Below are 21,770 nucleotides of genomic sequence, written 5' to 3' on the forward strand. Positions count from 1 at the left end.
CACCAGTCGGGGATTGCTCCTGTGCGAGTTGAGGAGTTCCCGAATGAGCAAGGACAAGAAAGCCCAAGAGGCGATAGAGGAAACGGGCAAGGAGTCTGCGGGCGGCGAGCATCTTCCGACCGCCGGGCCTCACGCCAAGGACAGGCTCACCGACAAGAGTAAAACCCCGGGCACCGGTTCGCTGCCCGACAACGACGATGAAAGCGTTGTGCCCGGAAGCGGCTGAACTGTCATGCCCGCCTCCATCGAAGGAGGCCCGTCCTTGCCGCACGTTTCTCTCTACTGCTCGGCAACGTTCAGACTACCTGTGCCGCGACCGTGTGGATCGAGTTGTTGCCGTAGCCCTGACGGTTCCACTCGGCGCGTTCAGGTTGGCTCCGGCCCGCCATGTCGGTGGCGCGCGCCCGTACGGTGAGCGGGCCGGGCCGCTCAAGTCTGGTGATCAGCTCCCACCATTGCCAGGCAGACCGCCGCCGCTCACCAATGAGCCGCGCCTCGCGCCACGGGCCACCGTTCAGGCTTACATCGACCTTGGATATACTCCCGCCGCCCGACCAAGCGACACCACGGATCGCCGTCTCGCCACGCGGCAGGTTTTCTCCCTGGTCAGGCGAAGATATCAGCGCTCGCACGTTCATCAGCTTCACCGGCGCGCACTCGTCTTGGCCTTCCCGCACCCAATGGTACCAGTACTTCTCCATTTGATAGTGTGCCGCGCAGGGCTGGTCGGTAACGATGATCGCGGTCAGCCACTTGACGGATGCGACCGCGTACCATCCCGGCACGATCAGCCGCAAAGGGTAGCCATGAGGTAAGGGCAGCGGCTCGCCGTTCATCTCGTAGGCAAGGAGGGCGTCGGCTTCGCGGATCTGCTCGATACTGAGGCCACGTTCAAAACGAACGGGCGCGCCATGCTCGTCGACGATCCCGCTGTCCGCACCGCGGAATGTGACCTCCTTCGCACCGGGCTGAAGGCCAGCTCGCTCAAGCACTTCCATCAAGGGAACGCCCGTCCACTCGGCTGTGCTGACGGCCCCCAGACCCCAGGCTTCGCCAGGCACGGCCGGTTCGAACAAGCTGCGGCCATTGCCAGCGCATTCCAGCGTCACAACGAGGCTTTCGGCATGGAGGTTGTGAAGCTCCGTCATGCTCAGGTTCAGCGGCCTCTCGACCAACCCGCCAATCGAAAGCCTATAGCCGTCGTCGTCAAGGCGCGGAATATCGAAATGGTTGCGTAAGTAGAACCGCCCGTTGGGCATCACGGCACCACCCGCGAGGTCCGGCACCGAGGTCTCGCCGTTCAGCGGATTGACACGATGTATGAGAAGCCCAGCCTCGATTGCATCCTGGCAAGCATCTGCCGTGTCGACCAACGCGCCAGAACCTTCAACAATATTGGCATCGCACCCGCCGCTCGAAACGACCGCGGCGCAAGTCGTCGCAGCGGTCACTTCGACCTCCCCGACTTCACGGAATGGCGCCAAAAACGCTTGGAGAACGACCTCATCCGCCGCCTCCGCAATGAAGAACAGTGAATGTGAGCCCCTTGCGACGGCTTCGGCCCTGATCACAACACCGTGGCGAGCGGCATTCGGCCGGCTCAAATGGTTCAGTAACAGAGCTCCCTTGGCCGGATCACGCGCGGGGCAGCTGTCGGGTGAGTGCTGATGGTGCACAATGAACAAGGACATCGAAATCTCCGTGCGGTTTCGCTGCGTCTGTGCTGAAATAATTGCCCAGGCGAATGAGGAAAGGTCTTGCTGACCAATATCGCTCAATAAGCCGCAAGTGCTGTATTATGCTCGGCGTCCGCTAGCGGTATCGCAGTGAGCCTCGGCAACTCTCTCAAGGGCATCGACGCCTGAGCGTGCTTTCGCACAGTGTCGTCGTCGCATTGCGGAATGAAAATCGATCACGGTGCTTCCGGTTTCCGTTCCTCACCCGGGAGCGCACTCCGGCTATCGGAACGACTGCGGCGACGACCCCGGCTAAACGTGTCGGGCGTCCAAATGCGCGGTGAGCAGGCGAACAAACATCAGCGCCAGTGCGCCATGGACGGGATTGCGCGCGATGACCACCGTCAGGCCCATGATACCAGCCCCGGCAGAGTATAGAACGAAGAACGCCTGCTCCGTCGACGCAAACCCTCCGCGTTGCTGCGACGAGAGCGGTACGTTCGCGAGCCAATCGGAAACGAGTGGCGCTAATACCCGGGGATKAGGAGGCGAACCCACGGTAGGAGCGGCATCGAGATGCTTGGCCTATTGGCGGTGCCTGGTCTCTACCGCATTCGCATGCCCGATACGACGAAATGACTATCCTCGCCATCGCGGCGAAGGCTCCATCGTTGTTGAACGACGCGATCCGTCGTTGTATTATTTTATTAATATTTTCATTATGTTAACCTGCGGAAGGAGGACACAATGCGCCTTCCTGAGATACCTTGGGTCGTTCCGTTGTCTGTTCGTTTGCAGTCAGGATCAAACCGCATTTTCGCCTCGGTGTACGACGCGCTGGATTTTCTGGAACATGAATGGCCCATACGTCACGGACAAGGCTATGAGCGGGCCGTCATAACCTGCCGCGCTGCGCTCAATCGCTCTGTTCCGGCGGCGGTCGCGCGGGATGCGTTTATCGGTGCCTGCTTGGAGGCTGGCATGGCAACGTCGGCAGTTGCCAACAACTATCATCATGCCTGCCCAGGATCTCACGGCAACAAGCCGATAGGTTGATATTGCCGAGCCCCGGCTTCGTGCCTGTTGGACACCCGCTATATTGCTCGCCAGTACTTGGAGGCTCTGGCTGCTATCGATGGCCTGACAACCCATCGATAGCAGCCAGTTCGTCGTCGAATGGACTGGAATTTTGCGCGGATGCGTCCTCCCGCTCCCTGCTTTGACGGAAGCAGGATCCGCAGTGGCCCCGACACTTCCCACCTTTGTTCGGCGGGTATGGCAGCTACGAATTGGCTACCTAACCTGCTTGATCGAGAGGGGGTTACCAGCTCGCCGCATCAAGAAGCGCGGCTCACGATAAATACTTCTTGTATTTTTTCTGTATTCTTGTCAGGCTTCGTGATGGCAACAGCTCGAGGAAGACATCGTGACCACCATCAACATGTCGCTCAACGACATCCATGAACTGTCGTTGCGTGCCTTCAACAGTGCTCGCTTCAGCGCAGAACAGGCCCGGGCGGTGGCACAGGTTGTCACGAGAGCGGAAGCGGACCATTGCAGGTCGCACGGGCTTTACCGCGTGCCGGGATATGTTTCGGCAGTGCGCTCCGGACGTGCGAACGGGCACGCCACCCCCTCGGTTCAGCATCAAGCCGCAAGCGTCCTCTATGTGAATGGCGATCGCGGATTTGCGCCGCTCGCCGCCGAAGCGGGCCGCTCTGAGTTGATTGCGGTTGCCAAGCGCCAGGGAATAGCTGCGATGGCCCTTGGGAACACGCACCATTTTTCAGCTCTATGGGCTGATCTCGAACCGATCGTCGATGCCGGCCTCGTGGCCTGGTGCTTCGTAGTCGGCCAGTGCGCCGTCGCGCCACATGGCGGAAGAAGCCGGTTGATGGGAACCAATCCCATCGGGTTTGGATGGCCGCGCCCCGATGGCGGGTCGTTCATTTTCGATTTTGCGACGAGTGCCGCGGCACGGGGCGAAGTCGAATTGAAGCGTCTGGCCAACGAACGCATCCCCGAGGGCTGGGGTGTCGACGCGGAAGGCCGCCCGACCACGGATCCGGCAGAGGCCCTGGCCGGCGCGCTCTTGCCGTTTGGAGGCTACAAGGGTTCAGCGCTTTCGATGATGGTCGAATTGATCGCCGGCCCATTGATCCGCGAGAAGACCAGTCGTGAAGTCGCGAGATTGGGCATAACCGACGGCGGCCCGCCTCCAGGCGGGGAACTTTATGTCGTTATCGATCCCGCCGCCTTCGGCAGCGACGCGAGGACGATCGGCGAAACATTTTTCAATGAAGCGACGTCACAGCCCGGGGCTCGGCTACCGTCAGCCCGTCGCCATGCGGCGCGGCTGGAAAGCCATCGAAGCGGGGTCGAAGTCCCGTCTGAACTGATACGGCAGATCGAAGACCTGAGCCGAGACTAACTGTCGCCTTGTCGCGCGGTCAGGGCGTCAGCGGCCCGGCGAACGACCGTGCCCCGGAAACATGCCATCCTTGGAGGACCTCTCGTGCCAATCGTGAGAATAGAACTTTTCCCCGGCCGCAGTCACGATCTCAAGATGGAGATCGCCACGGCCATAACGCAGATGCTCGAGGAAAAGGCCGGCGTCCACCCGAACGGTACGACGGTGATATTTTCGGAGATCGCACCAAGCGATTGGGTCGTCGCCGGAAAACCTTACGCTGTTCCGCCAAAGGAACGAGATGAACCGACGCCGTGAGTACGAGGCCCGACATCTCGTCGTGCGCGGACGTGACGCCTTCGCTCGGTCAATGCCATGACCGCGGGCTCACTAGAGCCTGAGGAGCCAGGTCTCCACTTTCCCCTTACCCTTGACTTCGATCGCGCCCCGCGCCTCGAAGACGAACTGGCCTTGAAGTCGCTCGTAAAAGTCTCGGAGAGGAATACCCCGACTCCCGCGGGCCGGGCTGTTAGTCCATCGACTGAGGGCCGCCAGCGTCGATCTTGCATCGGTGACCGATGTGGCATGTTCACAGAACTCGATTTCCTCGCTGGCCCCGACGGGCCGTGCGATCTCTACTTAACACCTCCTAAAGGTTGATTTCGTCACCTCTGGCGTTCGAGGCCCGTACGGGTTGGGTCCGTCATGTCGTCTCCTTGCTTTCTTGCTCGACGACGCACGCGTTCAGGGCGTGCGCCGGTCCACTTCGGCTGGTTTTCCGGCTTGCCGCGGCCCGAGAGCTACGGCAAGCCATCGACATATCAGGCGGTTCGGGCGCCGCTTAAGGACTGGCGTCGGCAGGAAAAGTCTGCGCGTGCCGTCCGACGCAGTCTCTGAACCGCCCATAAGACCGCTATCCGGCCTTCCGGTTGTCGAGATCTACGCCTTCAAGCTTCGCCACCAGGGTAGCACGATCCTCGATAGACCTGAGACGCACCGTCAAGGCTGTACTCTTTACCGGCACCTGGGGAGGCAGGGACAAGGCGACATCCGGGATGTTCTCGGCGGCCCATTGCTTGAAACGGGGCAGCTTGTTTGGACCGCTGATCGGCAAGGTGTGACTGTATCTAAAGCGCATTGCTTCTTCTTTCGGCATGAGTTGATTGGCCGACGATCGTCCGTCGGCTCAGCATTCGAGGGTTCAATCTCGGCGAGACCCCTGGCGCCACTCTTGCCATCGCAGGTAGTGACGCCAGGCAATCAGCGTGCGGGACTGATCCTGTGGCTGGAGGTGGACGGAACCGACCGAAGACGCTTTGCGGCGGGCGGGAAAACCGGCACTGCGCTAGCGCCTCAACATCAGAATCTCATCGAGTGGAGACGTTTGCCCAATCAGGTCGGTCGGTGACTCCGAACGTTCAGATGCGGCACTCAGGCTGCGCAGGAACGTGGCAAGTTCTCTGTCATCCAGCTTGTCCGCCGCCGCGGCAAGCGAAAACCACCGCCGCGTCCTTTGTCCTTTTTCCCGCCAATCAACCAGCGTCCCGCGCACGTTCATACCGAACACCGCCACGCGGCAGGCAACGCGTGAGCCGTCATCCAGACATTTCATGTAGCGGTAGGTCGTCACCGGCGCCTTCGATATGACACCGATAACTCCGCCCTCCTCCAACGCTTCTCGTGATGCCGCGACACGGGGCGCGAGCCCCTTCCCGGGCCACCCCTTGGGCACGATCCACCGTCCACTTCTGCGCGACGTGATGAGCAATATCCTCGCGTCGCCATTCTTGCGAATTCGCCAAGGAAGAACTCCGACTTGTTGCAACTCTTCCGGTGCACACTGCTCGGCAGCGCACCCGTCCTTCTGGGTGACGCCGTTCATTCGCGGACCTCCTCGCCATACAAAGAGGTGACAGGCGGATGGGCCCCTCGATCGCGCATGGCGCTGGAGGCGTAGCGGGCACCGTTGGCGTGGGTATTGCACCATGGGCAACGGTAAGCGGAAAGAGGAAGATGCCGGTTGCAAGTGATGCAAACCAGCCGGGCTCGGAACACGGGCATGGGTACACTCCGTCAACATGCCGTAGAGACGACATGACATGAAACGCACTTTTGAGAAGTGGATTCCCGGAGCGGCGGGGTCTGTGGCGGTGTTACAGAATCAGTGTTGCCGGCTCCGGGTAACGGAGCGTGCTTGATCGATTAGCCGCGATATCCTGATAAAGGTTTCCATATGCATAGCCTTCACATGGCTCTTTCGCGCGACCACATCAATAGGCAAGTTTGTCGCGCCTGGTGGCGAACGCATCACCTCCTGCACCAGGCGGCGGCCATTCAGCCAGACTTCAGAGATAAATATCTTCGGGCGGAGTTTCGAACGTCGATGCGACGATGTCGGGACGCTTCCCTGCGATAGTCGCTATTAGAGCATCGGCGAGTGCGAATATCGCAGCAGGTGAATTGGGCAACAGTCGGCTCTTCGCCGGTGCGAAGAAAATGACATCGGCCAGCGGTGCCAATGGCGATGTGGGGCTATCCGTTATCACCAGAACCTTGGCGCCTCTGGTCTTCRCCACCTTCGTAAGTTCGACAGTGCTGTTGGAATAGCGCGGCATGGAAATCGCAACCACGACATCGCCGTCGCTAATCGTGCGGATGACATTGTTCGAGTACTGCGTCGCCCCCCTCAAGAGGACATTGGAAACGTTCTTCTCGGTGTAAAGCGCCAGGCCCTCCTCAAGATAGGCGGCCGCATAGTGGCTCGCGCCCGAGCCCAGAATAATGATGCGCCTTGCTACGGTCAGCGCGTCCACAAACATCCCGGCCGTTTGCGGCTCGATGTTCGAGATTGCGTCTTGGATGTTTCGGACGTTGTCGGTCAACAGACGGTGCAGCATCGAATCCGCGAAGTCCGCGGCGGCAGGGTCCCTTGCGCCTTCGCCGAAATCGCCGGATGCAATCTGATAGTCCGAGACGATCTTTTCCCGAAACTCGCTGAAGCCATTGTAGCCGGCGGCACGGACGAAGCGGGTAATCGTCGCGGTAGAGCTGCCGCTCGCCTGCGCCACGCCCTCGATTGACATCGCCACCACGTCGAGCGGGCGCGCCAGAACAAAATCCGCGATCTTGCGATGCGATTTGCTCAACGACGCATAGACAGCGGCCATTCGGCTCGCGAACTCGGACTTCGGGCTCAAAGTAGCTGCCATGACGGTTTCCGCTGTTGACGTAAATAAATTTTCATATACGTTAATTATGAAAATAAATACATCAAATTTCCATAAGTTCCGGGGGAACGGAGTAATCAATGTATAAAAATCTCTTCGTGGCTAGTCTTTTCGCAACAACCCTGTTGAGCGGCATCGCCAATGCGGAAACGCTGAAGGTTGCGCTGGCATCGGAGCCGACGGCGATCGATCCGCACTATCATGATCTGACGCCCAACAACGCGCTGGCCGCCCATATCTTCGAAGGTCTGACGCGGCAGGATGAAATGCAGAAGCTTCATCCGGCCCTTGCCGAAACCTGGGAGAACGACGGCAAGAACAAGTGGACCTTCAAGCTGCGCGAGGGCGTCACATTCTCCGATGGAACGCCGTTTACGGCGGATGACGTCATCTTCACCTTCTGTCGCACGCTGAAAAATGAAACCGCGGTTGCCGGCTCGTTCGCCGATATCACCGCCAACTTCGCCTCCGTCGAGGCGCCGGATGCCAAGACCGTCGTCATCACGACCAAGGTGCCCGAGCCGCTGCTTGCGACATTCATGGGTACGGTGAGCATCCTGAGCTCATCGATCGTCAAGCACGACAAGCTCAGCTTCGATCCGGCAAACAACTGCGGCGTTACTGGTGCGTGGCCGGTTGTCGGCGACTTCAACGATGGCAAGCTGGCGATTGGCACCGGCCCGTACAAGCTGAAGAGCTACGTCCGCGGTTCGGCCATCGATCTGGAACGCAACGACAAGTATTGGGGAGCGCAGGAGCCGTGGGAAGGCGTTCGCTTCCTGCCGGTTCCGAATGCCGGGCCTCGTCTGGCTGGCCTGCTTGCCGGCGACTACGATGTCATCGAAAATCCGGCCGCGCGCGATCTGGCCCGCATCAAGGATGACAAGCGATTTGCCGCGACAATCACGCCGACGACCCGCGTAATCTACTATCAGCTGGACGTCGCCCGCGAGGAGAGCCCGTTCGTCAAGGCAGCCAATGGAAAGAATCCGCTTCAGGACGTGCGCGTTCGTGAGGCCATGTCGTTGGCGATCGACCGCAATGCGATCATTTCGCGCTTGATGGATGGCGCGGCAGAACAGGCAGGCGAGTATCTGCCCAAGGGCATGTTCGGAACGCTGCCGAACCCGCCGGAGTTGCGCTATGATCCTGCTGAAGCGAAGAAGCTCTTGGCCGAGGCCGGTTATCCGGATGGCTTCCAGCTGACGTTGTCGTCAACAAACGACCGCTACATCAACGACAGTCAGATCACCCAGGCGGTGGCGCAGTATCTCAATCAGGTTGGCATCAAGGCTGACGTCGACGCCATGACCCGCGCGCTCTACTTCCCGCGCCGCTCGAAAAAGGAGTTCAGCGTCGCGATTGGCGGGTGGGCGTCAACCAGCGGTGAAGCGTCGTCGTTCCTGCGCCAATGGCCGGCATCTCCAAACGAAGCCGGAACGCTGGGCGGCTCGAACTATGGCGGCTACAAGAATGAGGCTTTCGACAAGCTGATCTATGAAGCTGTCGAGACGATGGATGACAACAAGCGCTCGGAGTTGCTTCAGGAAGCCACCAAGGTCGTCGCCAAGGACTATGCTTTCATCCCGCTGCACTTTGAAAGCGCCGTCTGGGCATACAAGGCCGGCATCGCGTTTACGGGTCGCTCTGACCAGTTCACGCTTGCAATGTCTGCAAAGCCGGAAAAGTGACTTGCCGCATGCCGCCCGAACCAGGATGGATCGGGCGGCAGTGCGCGATCCGGGCGCGAAGGCGCGTCGTGCCAACAGGATGAAATGCGCCGCGTTTTAGTGCCAAAGCGTCATTCGGGTGACTTGCATGACTGCATATGTTCTGCAGCGATTGATTCAGAGCGTTCTCGTACTCCTTGCCGTATCGGTTGCCGTTTTCTTTGCCGTGTACGGCATTGGCGATCCGATTGAACTTCTGGTGCCGCCGCAAGTCAGTGCGGCCGAACGTCTGGCGCTGATCAAACGGTTGGGATTGGATCTGCCGGTCTGGCAACAATATTTCACCTTCCTCGGGAATGCCTTGCGCGGTGACCTCGGCACGTCTTTCGTGCACGGCGTGCCGGTGGTTTCTCTTATCCTGGGGCGTTTGCCGGCGACACTGGAGCTGGTTCTGTTGTCGATGGTCGTCGCGGCCCTGGTCAGTGTTCCGCTCGGATTGTATGCCGGTCTAAATCCCGAGAACCGCCTGTCGCGCATCATCATGGCCGGGACAGTTATAGGCTTTTCCCTTCCAAGTTTCTGGAAAGGAATGATGCTCGTACTGCTGTTCAGTGTATGGCTCGGTTGGTTGCCGACGGCGGGGCGCGGGGAAACGGCTTCATTCCTCGGCATCCAGACCAGTCTGTTCACGCTGGATGGATTGCGACATCTGATCTTGCCGACCCTCAATCTCGCCATTCCGAATGCTGCCTTGATGGTGCGCCTCATTGCCGCCGGTGCGGCGGACGCGACGACACAGGATTATGTGAAGTTTGCCCGTGCAAAAGGCGTAAATCGCAGGCGCATTGTCGGCCGGCACATCCTGCGCAACATCCTGATTCCGGTGGTCACGGTCATTGGCATCGAGTTCGGCAGTCTGGTCGCATTCTCGACGATTACTGAAACGGTGTTCTCGTGGCCGGGGATGGGCAAGCTGCTGATCGACAGCATCTATCAATTGGACCGCCCGGTGGTCGTCGCCTACGTCATGTTGGCAACCTTGCTGTTTGTTGGCGTGAACCTGATCGTCGACGTGCTCTATGCAGCCCTGGACCCGAGGGTCAAACTCTCTGGAGACATGGCATGAGCAACCCTCGCATCCCTTCTTCCGCGAACACGCAACTGCGCCGGAAGGTGCTGAGAAGCATACGCAGCAAGCCGACCATGCGCGGCGCTGCCATCCTGTTGGGATGTCTGGTTCTCCTGGCAGTGATCGCTCCATTGATCGCGCCGCAGAACCCTTATGACCTCGCGTCGCTGAGCGTCATGGACAATCGACTGCCGCCGGGAGCCGCAAGCATGACCGGTATGGTCTATTGGCTTGGGACGGATGCCCAGGGGCGCGATATGGTCAGTGCGATCCTATACGGCTTGCGTACCAGCTTGCTCGTCGGCCTGCTGTCCACCAGTGGCGCGATGATAATCGGGATAACCGCCGGATTGTTCGCCGCGCAGATCGGCGGCGCGGTCGACGCGATCATCATGCGCATCGTCGATTTCATGCTGGGCTTTCCGTCAATTCTCGTGGCGCTCGTCCTGTTGGCGTCGGTGGGCCGCGGCATCGACAAGGTCATACTGGCGATTATCGTCGTTCAATGGGCCCAGTACGCACGTCTGATGCGGGCTTCCGCCCTTGTCGAACGGCGCAAGGAATACATCGAGGCGGCGGTCAATTTCGGCCTGCCGACCCGCCACATCATGCTGGCGCACCTGCTGCCCAATTCGGTCGGCGCGGTTCTGGTCATTTCCACCATCAGCGTTGCAAGTGCGATAACCCTGGAAGCGACGCTATCCTTTCTCGGCGTCGGCGTTCCGGTGACACAGCCTTCGCTCGGGCTGCTGATTGCCAACGGCTTCGAATATCTCCTTTCCGGGGAATATTGGATCGCGGTCTTTCCGGGCGTCGCGCTCGTTCTTCTGATTATTTCGCTCAATTTCGTCGGTGATCGCTTGCGCCGAAGCTTCAATGTGAGAGCCGCGACATGACAGCTCTGCTCGATATACGTGGACTGCGCACAGTGTTTCATTCGCTGGCCGGCGCCTGGTCGGCTGTCGAGGATGTCGACCTCAGGGTCGAGCGTGGTGAAGTCGTTTGCCTGGTTGGGGAATCCGGCTCCGGGAAGTCGGTCACCGGTTTCTCCATCGTCCAGCTGATCGACCCGCCTGGTGAGATTGTCGAAGGCGAAATCTTCTTCAACGGCACCGATCTCCGCAAAGCGACGGAAGAGCAGTTGCGCGATCTGCGCGGCAACAGAATTGCCATGATATTCCAGGATCCATTGTCGACGCTCAATCCGGTGCTGACGATCGGCGAGCAGATGCGCGAGGCGATCTTCGAACATCGCAGTTGCAGCAGGGAGCACGCAAACAAGGAGGCGGTCGACGCACTGATACGCGTCGGCATATCCTCGCCGGAGATACGGCTGAGACAGTATCCGCATGAATTCTCCGGAGGCATGCGCCAGCGCGTGGCTATCGCGATTGCGCTGCTCAACCGGCCCGACCTCATTATCGCCGACGAACCGACGACCGCGCTCGACGTGACCATCCAGAGCCAGATCCTGTATGAAGTGCAGAAGCTGGCGCGCGAGACCGGGACCGCAATTCTCTGGATTACGCATGATCTCGCGGTCGTGGCGGAACTCGCCGATCGTGTCGCGGTGATGTATGCCGGGCAGATCGTAGAAAGCGGCCCTGTCGACGCCGTTCTGGATCAGCCAATGCATCCGTACACATTGGGGCTCTTGAATTCGTCGACGGGCGTGGTCAATCCGGGCGAGCGCCTGCATCAGATCAACGGGAACGCGCCGCGCATCGATGCACGCCCCAGCGGTTGTCCCTTTCGCACGCGGTGCGATCGCTTCACCGAAACCTGCGTCCAGGTCTATCCAGTCAAGCAGGAGGTTGGCGAACGGGTATTCCGTTGCCACAATCCTGCAGCAGCCCCGGAGGTCACCTCGTGAGTGAAACCCTGTTCGAGCTGCGTGGCGTCAGGAAATACTTCCAGTCCAAGCCGAAGACTGCCGAGCGTATCCTCACCCTCGTCGGCAAGGCCGAGCCACCCAGGGTGTTGCGCGCCGTGGATGGCGTTGACCTCGCCGTAAAGCGCGGAGAGGTTTTAGGTCTGGTCGGTGAATCCGGTTGCGGGAAATCGACATTGTCGCGCATGGCCACCGGCATTCACAAGCCGACCGTTGGCGACGTGATTTATAACGATCAGAATGTCGCCAAGCTGAAGGGCAAGGAGAAACTGGACTTTCTGCTCAAGGTCCAGATGATCTTTCAGGATCCGTTCGCCTCGTTGAACCCGCGGATGCGTGTGCATCAGATTGTTGGCGAGGCGTTGAAAGTGCACCGCCTGGCGCCGAAGCACGAGATCGCTGACCGCGTCAGCCAGGTTCTCGAAGAAGTGGGCCTGGATGCGGCATACAGCGAGCGCTATCCGCACCAGTTCTCCGGCGGCCAGCGACAGCGCATCGGGATTGCCCGGGCATTGGCAGTCAAACCCGACTTTCTCGTGTGCGACGAGCCGGTTTCGGCGCTCGATGTTTCCATTCAGGCGCAGGTTATCAATCTGTTTATGGATCTGCGCGCCCGTTACGGACTGACATATCTCTTTGTCAGCCATGACCTTGGAGTCGTGCGCCACATCAGCGACCGGATCGCAATCATGTATCTCGGCCGGATTGTCGAGATCGGGTCAGCGGAAGCGGTCTTCGCTTCTCCGGCGCATCCCTATAGCGCTGCGTTGTTGAATGCGAGCCCCTCGATTGCCCGCCGCAAGCGCAATTTCGAGCCGCTGAAGGGCGATCTGCCCTCGCCGCTGGCGCCGCCTTCCGGTTGCCCGTTCCATCCGCGTTGCGCGCAAGCCATGCCGATTTGTCGGGAACGTCGACCAGAACTGAAAGAGGTGGCGGCAAATCAAAGCGCCGCCTGTCATTTGCATAATTCGGAGACCCTATGACCACCCACACGCTCATCCCCGAAATCGGAAGAAGCGCGCTGCCGTTTTTAGACAAGCATCATCCCGAACGTCCCCTGACCGTCAATTTTTACAGACCGGGAAACCACAAGCCGGACAGTCCTGTCGTCATCGTCCAGCATGGCATGCTGCGAAACGGCGACGAGTATCGCGATTTCTGGATCCCGGCAGCCGACAAGCATGGGCTTTTGATCGCCGCGCCAACGTTCTCCGAAGAATATTTCCCGATGGCGGAAAGCTATAACAACGGCTTGATCATCACGTCCGATGGTTCCGTTCGAAATAAGAACGAATGGCTTTACGGAGTGCCCGCCCGGGTGTTCGAAGCAATTCGTGCATCGGGCGTGACCAGTCAGAAGCAGGCCCGCCTGTTTGGGCATTCGGCCGGTGGTCAGTTTTCCCATCGCCTGCTGGCGACACAGGACCACCAGGTCTTTTCAGCTGTTATTGCCGCAAATCCCGGCTGGTACACATTGCCTGATCTGGGGCGCGACTTCCCGGAAGGAATGGGGGGCATCTGCCTGGACGACGAGCATCTTGCGCAGTGGTTTCAATATCCGATGCACATCTTTGCCGGTGACCAGGATATTGCGGAGGATGATCCCAACTTGCCGTCACAACCCGAGGCATTGGCGCAAGGGCCGTCGCGCTATGCACGGGCAAAATTTGTATTTGACTACGCCAAGAGACAAGCCGAACTCCTCGAACTGGCGTTTAACTGGAAGTTGGTCGATGTTGCAGGCGTCGGGCACGACGGTGCCGCCATGTCGCGAGCGGCGGCGGCTTTCTGGTTTGAGGATCGAATTCCGCCGGTCAATGAACTGGTGTTTGACGACGCGGTACAACTGTAGAGAGAAATGGGATTAGACATGAGTGCGAATGATCGCCAGGACCTGTGGGACCAGATTGATGCGCAGAAGCAACGCCTGATCGAACTCAGTGACCGCGTTTGGGGCATGCCAGAGGTTTGCTATACCGAAGTTCGTTCGGCCGCAGAGCATAAGGCAGAGCTGCTCCATCACGGGTTTCGCGTGACGGAGGGCATCGCAGGCATCCCCACTTCGGTTATCGGTGAGGCCGGCGAGAGTGGCCCTGTCATCGCATTCTTGGGTGAATATGACGCGCTGCCGGGCCTTAGCCAGGAGGCCGGAACAGCTGAGCACAAACCGATCGAGGCGGGCGGGCATGGTCACGGATGTGGCCACAATCTGCTCGGATCCGGCGCCATGCTCGCGGCGGTCGGACTGAAGAACCTTCTGGCCGAGAAGGGGATTCCTGGGCGGGTGCGCTATTACGGCTGCCCTGCCGAAGAAGGCGGTGCGGCAAAAGCATTCATGGTGCGCGAAGGGGCGTTCGATGATGTCGACATCGCCATTTCGTGGCATCCATACAGTTTTTGGGAAGTCGCACCGGCTCTGTCTTTGGCCAATACGCGCGCAGATTTCATTTTCACCGGCCGGGCCGCTCACGCGGCTGCGGCGCCCCATCTTGGCCGCAGCGCACTCGATGCCGTCGAACTGATGAGCGTCGGCGTGAACTATATGCGCGAGCATATGCCGTCGGATGCACGCGTGCATTCGGCGATTTTGGATACGGGCGGGATCGCCCCCAACGTGGTTCAGGCGCGGGCGCAGGTGCGATACTCCATTCGCGCGATGGATCTGCAGGGCATGCTCGATCTCGTGGAGCGCGTTCGCAAGATTGCGCAGGGCGCGGCCTTGATGACGGAAACCAGCGTAGACATGAAGATCGTCAGCGCCGTTTCGAATACGCTGGATAACGGGCCACTCGAGCAGGCGCTTTACAACGCCATGGACGAGCTTGGCGCACCTGAATTCGACGATCAGGATCGCGCCTATGCCAAGGAAATACGCAGTACGCTGTCGGACAAGGACATCGCCTCGGTATACCAGGCGATTGGCATGCCGATGACCGACGCGCCGCTGGCAGACTTCCTCACGCCGCGAGATACCAAGCGCAAACCATTCATCGGTTCGACCGACATCGGCGATGTCAGCTGGGTGGTGCCAACGGTGCAAGTGCATGCGCCCACCGTTGCGATCGGCACGCCGTTCCATACCTGGCAGGTGGTCGCGCAAGGAAAGTCGCCTGCCGCTCACAAGGCGATGGTTCATGCTGCCAAGGCAATGGCCGCGACGGGATTGGCGGCGTTGACCGATCCGGTGCTGATTGAAGAAGCCAAGGCAGCTTTGGCGCAACATACGGCGCAGACACCGTATGTGAGCCCCTTGAGTTCCGATGTGATGCCCCCGCTGAACATGTCGAAGGGTGCTGCCACATAAGCGCGTCAACGAGGTGATGTCAGGTTGGCCGGCGAAGAAGCTATTTGGCTGACCCTCCGGTTCCTGACCAGCCTGCATTTGGCGGACGAGATGCTGTTGGGCGCGGCGAGGATTTTCAAAACGCGCCATCAACCCCGTAGCGCGTGATGTATCCGCTATCATCGAAATCGATGTGCCACGCTCGATACAGATCCGGCAAATCATCGATGGGGCGCCCCATTCTTAAATGCGCGCCAAGGGCTTGCACACCCTTCAGACGGACATCCCCCGCTCGTTTGGCTTGCCACGGGCTCTTTGGGGCAGCAGGTCACGAACCGATGCGCCGCTCTAAGCCATCATGCCGCAAGCACCATGAACTTTCCCTCGTGGAACAAGTGCATTAAAGTGGCGCATAAAATACCACTTTAAAGGAATGCGCGGCCACGATGCGAATGACGCTCCACACCGACTATGCCCTGCGTATGCTGATTTTCGCCGCGACGCGACGGAACGGCACATGCACGGTCAATGACGTGGCAAAAGCCTACGGACTTTCACGCAACCACCTCCTCAAGGTGGCGCAGACTTTGCGTGACCTCGGACTCGTCGAAACGACGCGCGGCCGTGCGGGCGGCATCCGCCTCGCGAAGGCGCCGGAAGAGATCGCTGTTGGCGCGCTGGTGCGGGCAACCGAGGATGAGTTCGCGCTGGCCGAATGCATGCAGGCGGGAGGGCACAGCTGCGTGATTTCGCCGGCGTGCCAGCTCAAGGGCATGCTGCACGAGGCGCTAGGCGCGTTCCTCGCAGTTCTCGACAAATACACGCTGGCCGACATCGTGCGGAACCGGGCAGCGCTCGGCCCGCTGCTCGGTATCGATGCCGACGTCGCCTGAGACGAAAGGGGACTGGATTGATGATTGCTGCGCTTCACATGCCGCACCCGCCGGAGGTCGCCATTCACCTGTTCGACCGGGCGCCACGCATGGCCCATTGCTTTCACGCTACCTTCGCCTTCCACTGCGGCGCGAGTTCCTTGGTCGTTGCACCAACTGCGCGCGAGGTGCTGCCATGATCGAAACCAATACCGAGCCGCTCGTTCTTGGCCGCGATGCCGCAGGCGAATTCCTGTTGCCGGCAGAGATGCTGGCCGCACGCTTCGGCTGGCCGACGCAAACCTTGCGCGACTACATGCGCCGCGGCCTCGTCGCCTCCCGCGTGGAACGCGGGGTAGGAGAGGATGACGGCCGCTGGCGCCTTTCCGTGCGCTGCGGCAATCGGCGCTGGCAGGCAATCGTCGAGGCCGACGGCTCAGTCAGGACACAGCGCCTAGAGGTTCTTCCCACGAGCCCACGCACCGCGCAGCGGTAAAAGCAGGTACCATCTGGAGTAGGCGTTCCGCGGACGTCCCGGAGGTACCCTTCTGCGGAGGTCTCGCCAACCAGCCTAGCTCTGCTCCATGTGCCCGATCCCAGTGGAACTCAAGAGGCGCCCGCATCGTGGATCACGACCCGTCCCCCTGAACCGTCTGCCTAGACAAAGATCATCACGGCCGCGTAGCCGATTGCAACCAGCACAAGCCCGACGACGAGCATTGGCATCAGACTGCTGCCATTGAGATCTCTGCCGCTCACCTGCTCGCCAGAAAAAACCATCGGCTTGCGTACTTCGTCCCTATCCATGGGCGCTCTCCGTTAATGTGGCATATTAAATACCACATTAACGGGCGGATGCGACGTGACAAAATACCGCTCTGCAACGGGTCTCGACGGGAACGACCGGACGCGTCTTCGGAAAGCGCCGGAACGAGCGCTCAGACGTCTCGACGATCACAGCCGTGGTGGCGTGCGGCGCCCCCCGCGCGACGTCCATGCTACTCAAAACTGCTCTTGAGTGGGTTTTGGCGCTGGGTTTAACGCGGTTGGTCCCTACACGGACTACGGCGTCCGGATCTTGCTAGACCTTGGCTTGGTCTAAGGAGAGCTTGATCCGAGCCCAGAGATTGCCAACGCCAGGCATGTCCGAGCTTTAGGTGTTCAAGCCGCGGCAATCGTACGCCGCTAGCGCTTTGGAGGTCCGAGCCCGTTGCCGATGGGTTCAGCACAAGGTGACTGCGGATGGTCAAATTGCAAGGTGGGATTTTGTCGCCGTGTCAGATAGATTCCGACAGGACACGTGAACCGGTGACAAGCGTTATGAGGCAGAACGGGAAATACTCCAGCGCATCGACCACCGTCGCTTTCGTCGATTTGGCCGGGTTCAGCGCAATTGCCGACGTCTATGGCGACGCCTCAGCAATTTATATCCTCGAACTCTTCGAAGACTGGGTCCGGACCTCTCTTACAGACTACCAGCCACCACTCAAATGGATCGGCGACGAGGCAATGCTCGCCTTCCCGGACCCAGACCTGGCCATTCAGGCGCTTGGCACATTGTTGCAGTCATGCAGAAACGATCCGCGTTTGCCTCTGACACGTGCTGGGGTAAATCACGGACCGATTATCCGCAGGGATGGCGATATTTTCGGTTCGACTGTCAATATTGCGGCCCGCATTGCCGCTCTTGCCGCTCCGGGTCAATTGCTCGCGACGGGCCCGATCTCGGATGCTGCGCAGGCAAGAGGCATTGTAGTCAAGAACCTTGGTCCCAAGGCGCTGCGATCTGTGGCAGGCGAAATCGAACTGTTCGAGATCGAGCTCGCTCCTTTGGTAGACCCCGGGTGGATCGACCCGGTTTGCAAGATGCATGCCCCCTATTCGCACTACAAGCGAGCAACTGGTGAAGGTCCCTGGTTCTGCTCTCGGCTCTGCGAGGAGGCGTATAAAAAATCGCCGCAGACATACTCCCCCATAGATGGCGATCGATCGCAAAACTGATGATCGGGCCGATCATCCCACGATGGGCGCAAAGGGCGCGCCCACCCTGGGGAAGATAGTCCGCAGTCCGAGATAGAAATCTCAAGCTGCACTCAGCGCGCCAACCAGCCGCCATCAACCGGAATGGCCGCGCCATGCATGTAGCGGGAAGCGGGCGCCAGCAGAAAGACGGCAGCATCGCCGATATCGTCGGGCCTGCCCCAGCGACCAGCCGGGATGCGGTCGAGGATCGCGGCTGAGCGATCTGCATCTGCGCGCAGCGCCTCCGTGTTGTTGGAGACGATGTATCCAGGTGCGATCGCGTTGACGTTGATACCCTTGCTGGCCCATTCGTTGGCAAGGATGCGGGTGATGCCCAGCACCCCATGTTTTGAGGCGGTATAGGACGCGACACGAATGCCGCCCTGGAAGGACAACAGCGAGGCGATGTTGACGATCCGCCCGGCTCGCTGTTCGTCCAGGAGTTTTCGGCCGTAGGCCTGGCAAAGAAGAAAGGCCGCCTTGAGATTGAGGTCGACCACTTCATCCCAGTCGGCCTCCGAGAGCTCCGTGGAGGCTGACCGACGAATGATGCCGGCATTGTTGACCAGTCCATCCAGAGCGCCGCATTGCTCCCAGACGCGGTCAATCAACGTTTTGACCGCATCTCCATCGGCGAGATCGCAGGCAACCGGCAGGACCCGGCCGCCCGCCGCTTCGACCTTTTCGACCGTCTCGGCCATCGACGAGCGCCCGACCGCGATCACTTCACCGCCGGCCCGGCCGATCGACACCGCGATGCCTTGGCCGATCCCGGTGTTGGCGCCCGTGACCAGCACGCGCTTGCCTTCGAGGCTGAAGGCCGAGAGATCGCTCATCGCAGCGTCTCCATCGGCACCGGGTCGGCGTCGGTGTAGTCGACATTGTCGCCCGCCATCGCCCAGATGAAGGCATAGCTGGAAGTGCCGCAACCGGAGTGGATAGACCACACCGGCGACAGCACCGCCTCTTCGTTCGCCATCACGATATGACGGGTCTCGGAAGGCTCTCCGAGAAAATGGAAAACCCGCGCCGGCTCCGGAAGATCGAAATAGAGGTAGACCTCCATACGCCGATCATGGATATGCGCCGGCATCGTATTCCACACGGACCCCTTCTTGAGCTCCGTCATTCCGACGACCAACTGGCAGGTCTCGATCCCATTGGTGAACTGAAAGATCGATCGTTCGTTCGATGTTTCCAGGCTGCCGAGATCGAGACGCTTCGCGCCCGCGATCGTCAGCAGCGCTGTCGGGTACGTACGGTGCGCGGGGGCAGACAACAGATAGAACTTTGCCGGCTTCGACCGGTCGTCCGACGAAAACACCACGTCCGATCCCATGCCGACATAGATCATGTCACGGGGGCCGAGCGCATGGCTCTTGCCGGAAACGACGGCCCGTCCCGGCCCGCCGATGTTGACGGCGATCAACTCGCGGCGCTCGAGAAACGTCTTCGTTCCCATCGGCTTGATGGCTTCGAGCGTCAGCTCCCCCTCTACCGGCATCGCCCCACCGATCACCATGCGGTCGTAATGGGTATAGGTGAGATTGACGCGATCGCTCGCAAACAGATCGCCGATGTGGAAATTGTGGCGCAGCTCGTCGGTCCCCATCGCCGCGGCTGCAAGCGGATCGATGGCGTGGCGGGATGTGAAATCGGGGATCGACATATCAAGTCTTTCGGTCGTTGTGGGAGGATCGAGGGAGGTCAGAGCGGCACGCCGCGCATTAGCGTTACGGCGGTCCCCGTCTCACGCAGGCGCCGTCGCAGCGCTTCGACGTCGGGTGCTGCGGGCAAGCGGGACAGTTTCCTTGTGCCCTGTGACGCGTCGGCCTGCGCAAGCACGGCCACGGCGAGCGTGCTGACGCCGGCTGGAACGGTGCCGCGCAATTGCGGAACCAAGGTTTTTGCGGAAACCAGGTTGGTGTTCGGGGCAGCGATATGGCAGCGCCCTTCACGAGGGACCGTCGAACCGAGGTCGAGGACGGCCGACAGATCCGAGGTCGTAGCGACGACGGCGCGACCTGTATCCTGTTTGCAAACTTCGCCGGCGTCTCGCCCGACTGCAAAGCCGCCTTCGATGGTGGCGAGCGGCCGCGGCGTGTCGATACGGTGCAGCCGAACCTGAAAATCGCCGTCCCAATAAAGCCAGGTCTCGACCGAGACATCGGCGAAGGGCCGCCAACGCGCATAGAGAAGGTTGTCGGCGACCAACGCCTCTTCGTTGGTTTCGCGCACGCGGAAATGCACGCCATCATCACTGAAGCCGATCATGGATTCAAGCACGGAATTGTCGAACCGCCAGAGGTCGTTCTCGATGCTGAAGCCGTAGCGTGCCGAATAGGCGAACTTCGCGTATTTCTCGGGCGCGAAACGGATAAAGGTGTTCTCGGCGCTCGTGTGCTGGCCAGAGGAGAGCGCGATGGCATCACCGGGCGGATTGGCGATCAGGAAACCGATATGGCGCTGTGTTGAGATCGCGGATCGCTGTGGGCAGGCGTCCTCGGCGCTCGCCCAGAACGGATGGTCTGCCGGCAGCATCAACGGAAGGAAGGCCTTCAGCGCCCAATAGGGCGATTGCGCGGAATTGTACGGTTCCGACATGATGAGGTTGGGATAGGCGTAGCCGACGGGCATCACGCCATCGCGCGCGGCAAAGGGGTGTCTGGCCCACCAGCGCAAATGACGCAGGAAGCAACCCTTCTGCGCGCCGAAGGGGATCTCCTCGTCGCCTGCGAGCGCCATGGCGCCGAAAAGGCCGCAGATGGCAAAACGATAGGTCATCGAGCGGCCGAAGCAGAGCGCTGGCCCGTCATCGGCAAACCATCTCGCCATGTCTCCGGCGATCAGTCGGGCCCGTTCACGATACCTTTTCGTCCAGTCGCCGCCATCGAGGACGGCCAGGATCAAGCCGTAGAAATGGAAGGCGAAGGGAATGTAGTGGTCGGCGCGGCGCGTATCCCCATCGTGATACCAGCCATCGCCGAGGTAGAACGCGTCGAGTTCCTGCCGGTACTGGTCGTCGAGTTCTCGATCACAGTCGACCCCGACGTGTCTCAAGCCCATGCTGACGAGCAACCGGAAGAACTTCCAATTGTTGTCGCTGTATTCGCAGGCATGGCCTTTGAGCAGATAGGCAGCGACGTTTCGCCGTTCGGCCGCAGAGAGCGGCGCCCAGAGCTTGTCTGGAACCAGCCTCAGTGCAAAACCGATCGCTGCGAGTTCCACGAGGCGCTGGCTGCGGTCGAACGTGTCGCCCCAATATTCCGGGTGTGTCGGATCACAGCCATTGGCAAGACCGCGCGCGATCGGCGTCCAATCGATCCACGTTGCGCCGCCGACCTCGGCGGGTGCCAGGCCCCAGAGCAGGCGCGAATAGCCCTCCATGTCGGCGGACGCCTGGTCGAAATGCGCCGCATGCGCGTCCAGCCGGATGCGTGCGCCACCGGCGGACCGATATTGTTCAACCGGCTCCACCAGCGTCTTGAGGGCGGCCTCGACATCGGCGCGGCTTTTCAGCGGATTGCCGGCCCAGGGTTTGAAGAGGGTTTCGGGAAAGATCATGTCGGTCATGCGAAGGGCTTCCGTTC

General features: G+C 60.3%; 23 protein-coding genes. 15 read left to right on the forward strand and 8 right to left on the reverse strand.

Annotated features, from left to right (window positions below):
- The first annotated feature begins 43 nt into the window (after positions 1–43).
- On the forward strand, positions 44–226 hold the full coding sequence (locus AB4Z53_RS30710) for a hypothetical protein (protein ID WP_441599167.1): 183 nt from the start codon (positions 44–46) through the stop codon (positions 224–226).
- Positions 227–296: 70 nt separating this feature from the next.
- Here the strand turns inward: AB4Z53_RS30710 and AB4Z53_RS30715 are convergent, their stop codons facing one another.
- The gene (locus AB4Z53_RS30715; RefSeq protein WP_441599168.1) at positions 297–1,691 is read right to left on the reverse strand and encodes a molybdopterin-dependent oxidoreductase; all 1,395 of its coding nucleotides are present in this window, start codon (positions 1,689–1,691) and stop codon (positions 297–299) included.
- 732 nt (positions 1,692–2,423) lie between these two features.
- Between AB4Z53_RS30715 and AB4Z53_RS30720 the strand changes: the two genes are divergently transcribed.
- The 3 genes from AB4Z53_RS30720 to AB4Z53_RS30730 all read left to right on the forward strand — a co-directional run bounded on the left by AB4Z53_RS30720 (position 2,424) and on the right by AB4Z53_RS30730 (position 4,404).
- A complete protein-coding gene (locus AB4Z53_RS30720; protein ID WP_113537319.1) occupies positions 2,424–2,732 on the forward strand; it encodes a DUF982 domain-containing protein in 309 nt (102 codons plus the stop codon).
- 370 nt (positions 2,733–3,102) lie between these two features.
- Complete coding sequence (locus tag AB4Z53_RS30725; RefSeq protein ID WP_441599169.1) at positions 3,103–4,107, forward strand: Ldh family oxidoreductase; 1,005 nt, start codon at positions 3,103–3,105, stop codon at positions 4,105–4,107.
- A gap of 84 nt (positions 4,108–4,191) precedes the next feature.
- Positions 4,192–4,404, forward strand: coding sequence for a tautomerase family protein (locus AB4Z53_RS30730; RefSeq protein WP_441599170.1), 213 nt, complete (start codon positions 4,192–4,194; stop codon positions 4,402–4,404).
- A 595-nt stretch (positions 4,405–4,999) separates the two neighbouring features.
- On the opposite strand, the gene AB4Z53_RS30735 is transcribed toward AB4Z53_RS30730, so the two are convergent.
- The 3 genes from AB4Z53_RS30735 to AB4Z53_RS30745 form a co-directional block, all read right to left on the reverse strand.
- Positions 5,000–5,242, reverse strand: coding sequence for a hypothetical protein (locus AB4Z53_RS30735; protein ID WP_441599171.1), 243 nt, complete (start codon positions 5,240–5,242; stop codon positions 5,000–5,002).
- Between the two features lie 189 nt (positions 5,243–5,431).
- Positions 5,432–5,968, reverse strand: a complete 537-nt coding sequence (locus tag AB4Z53_RS30740) for an NUDIX hydrolase (protein ID WP_113537324.1) — start codon at positions 5,966–5,968, stop codon at positions 5,432–5,434.
- A 463-nt stretch (positions 5,969–6,431) separates the two neighbouring features.
- Positions 6,432–7,295 (reverse strand): MurR/RpiR family transcriptional regulator, encoded by an 864-nt coding sequence (locus AB4Z53_RS30745; RefSeq protein WP_441599172.1) that lies wholly within the window; start codon positions 7,293–7,295, stop codon positions 6,432–6,434.
- A gap of 98 nt (positions 7,296–7,393) precedes the next feature.
- On the opposite strand from AB4Z53_RS30745, the gene AB4Z53_RS30750 reads away from it, so the two are divergent.
- The 10 genes from AB4Z53_RS30750 (at position 7,394) to AB4Z53_RS30795 (ending at position 16,654) form a co-directional block, all read left to right on the forward strand.
- The gene (locus tag AB4Z53_RS30750) at positions 7,394–9,004 is read left to right on the forward strand and encodes an ABC transporter substrate-binding protein (protein WP_441599173.1); all 1,611 of its coding nucleotides are present in this window, start codon (positions 7,394–7,396) and stop codon (positions 9,002–9,004) included.
- A 127-nt stretch (positions 9,005–9,131) separates the two neighbouring features.
- Positions 9,132–10,109, forward strand: a complete 978-nt coding sequence (locus tag AB4Z53_RS30755) for an ABC transporter permease (RefSeq protein ID WP_441599174.1) — start codon at positions 9,132–9,134, stop codon at positions 10,107–10,109.
- Positions 10,106–11,008, forward strand: coding sequence for an ABC transporter permease (locus tag AB4Z53_RS30760; protein ID WP_441599175.1), 903 nt, complete (start codon positions 10,106–10,108; stop codon positions 11,006–11,008). Before AB4Z53_RS30755 ends, AB4Z53_RS30760 begins: the two co-directional genes overlap by 4 nt.
- Positions 11,005–11,985, forward strand: coding sequence for an ABC transporter ATP-binding protein (locus tag AB4Z53_RS30765; protein ID WP_441599176.1), 981 nt, complete (start codon positions 11,005–11,007; stop codon positions 11,983–11,985). The genes AB4Z53_RS30760 and AB4Z53_RS30765 overlap by 4 nt, the downstream gene beginning before the upstream one ends.
- Positions 11,982–12,986 (forward strand): ABC transporter ATP-binding protein, encoded by a 1,005-nt coding sequence (locus tag AB4Z53_RS30770; protein ID WP_441599177.1) that lies wholly within the window; start codon positions 11,982–11,984, stop codon positions 12,984–12,986. The genes AB4Z53_RS30765 and AB4Z53_RS30770 overlap by 4 nt, the downstream gene beginning before the upstream one ends.
- Positions 12,983–13,855 carry an alpha/beta hydrolase gene (locus AB4Z53_RS30775; RefSeq protein WP_441599178.1) on the forward strand — a complete coding sequence of 291 codons (873 nt, stop codon included), beginning with the start codon at positions 12,983–12,985 and terminating at the stop codon, positions 13,853–13,855. Before AB4Z53_RS30770 ends, AB4Z53_RS30775 begins: the two co-directional genes overlap by 4 nt.
- 18 nt (positions 13,856–13,873) lie before the next feature.
- Positions 13,874–15,307: a M20 family metallopeptidase gene (locus AB4Z53_RS30780; RefSeq protein WP_441599179.1), complete on the forward strand. Its 1,434-nt coding sequence runs from the start codon at positions 13,874–13,876 to the stop codon at positions 15,305–15,307.
- A gap of 425 nt (positions 15,308–15,732) precedes the next feature.
- Entirely contained in the window at positions 15,733–16,179 is a 447-nt protein-coding gene (locus AB4Z53_RS30785) for an Rrf2 family transcriptional regulator (protein ID WP_113537333.1), read from the forward strand.
- A gap of 20 nt (positions 16,180–16,199) precedes the next feature.
- Positions 16,200–16,358 (forward strand): hypothetical protein, encoded by a 159-nt coding sequence (locus AB4Z53_RS30790; RefSeq protein ID WP_441599180.1) that lies wholly within the window; start codon positions 16,200–16,202, stop codon positions 16,356–16,358.
- Positions 16,355–16,654: a DUF6522 family protein gene (locus AB4Z53_RS30795; RefSeq protein ID WP_441599181.1), complete on the forward strand. Its 300-nt coding sequence runs from the start codon at positions 16,355–16,357 to the stop codon at positions 16,652–16,654. Before AB4Z53_RS30790 ends, AB4Z53_RS30795 begins: the two co-directional genes overlap by 4 nt.
- Before the next feature lie 161 nt (positions 16,655–16,815).
- Here AB4Z53_RS30795 and AB4Z53_RS30800 read toward each other — a convergent pair whose 3' ends face one another.
- A complete protein-coding gene (locus AB4Z53_RS30800; RefSeq protein WP_291157522.1) occupies positions 16,816–16,965 on the reverse strand; it encodes a hypothetical protein in 150 nt (49 codons plus the stop codon).
- A 435-nt stretch (positions 16,966–17,400) separates the two neighbouring features.
- On the opposite strand from AB4Z53_RS30800, the gene AB4Z53_RS30805 reads away from it, so the two are divergent.
- Positions 17,401–18,159 carry an adenylate/guanylate cyclase domain-containing protein gene (locus AB4Z53_RS30805; RefSeq protein ID WP_441599182.1) on the forward strand — a complete coding sequence of 253 codons (759 nt, stop codon included), beginning with the start codon at positions 17,401–17,403 and terminating at the stop codon, positions 18,157–18,159.
- A 92-nt stretch (positions 18,160–18,251) separates the two neighbouring features.
- On the opposite strand, the gene kduD is transcribed toward AB4Z53_RS30805, so the two are convergent.
- The 3 genes from kduD to AB4Z53_RS30820 are packed head-to-tail and all read right to left on the reverse strand — an operon-like array spanning position 18,252 to position 21,744.
- Entirely contained in the window at positions 18,252–19,016 is a 765-nt protein-coding gene (gene kduD, locus AB4Z53_RS30810; protein ID WP_441599183.1) for a 2-dehydro-3-deoxy-D-gluconate 5-dehydrogenase KduD, read from the reverse strand.
- Positions 19,013–19,849, reverse strand: a complete 837-nt coding sequence (gene kduI / locus AB4Z53_RS30815; protein WP_291157516.1) for a 5-dehydro-4-deoxy-D-glucuronate isomerase — start codon at positions 19,847–19,849, stop codon at positions 19,013–19,015. Before kduI ends, kduD begins: the two co-directional genes overlap by 4 nt.
- 38 nt (positions 19,850–19,887) lie before the next feature.
- The gene (locus tag AB4Z53_RS30820; RefSeq protein WP_441599191.1) at positions 19,888–21,744 is read right to left on the reverse strand and encodes a DUF2264 domain-containing protein; all 1,857 of its coding nucleotides are present in this window, start codon (positions 21,742–21,744) and stop codon (positions 19,888–19,890) included.
- Positions 21,745–21,770: the final 26 nt, after the last annotated feature.

This window comes from Ensifer sp. 2TAB8 (assembly GCF_052115125.1).
Classification (GTDB): Bacteria; Pseudomonadota; Alphaproteobacteria; order Rhizobiales; family Rhizobiaceae; genus Ensifer.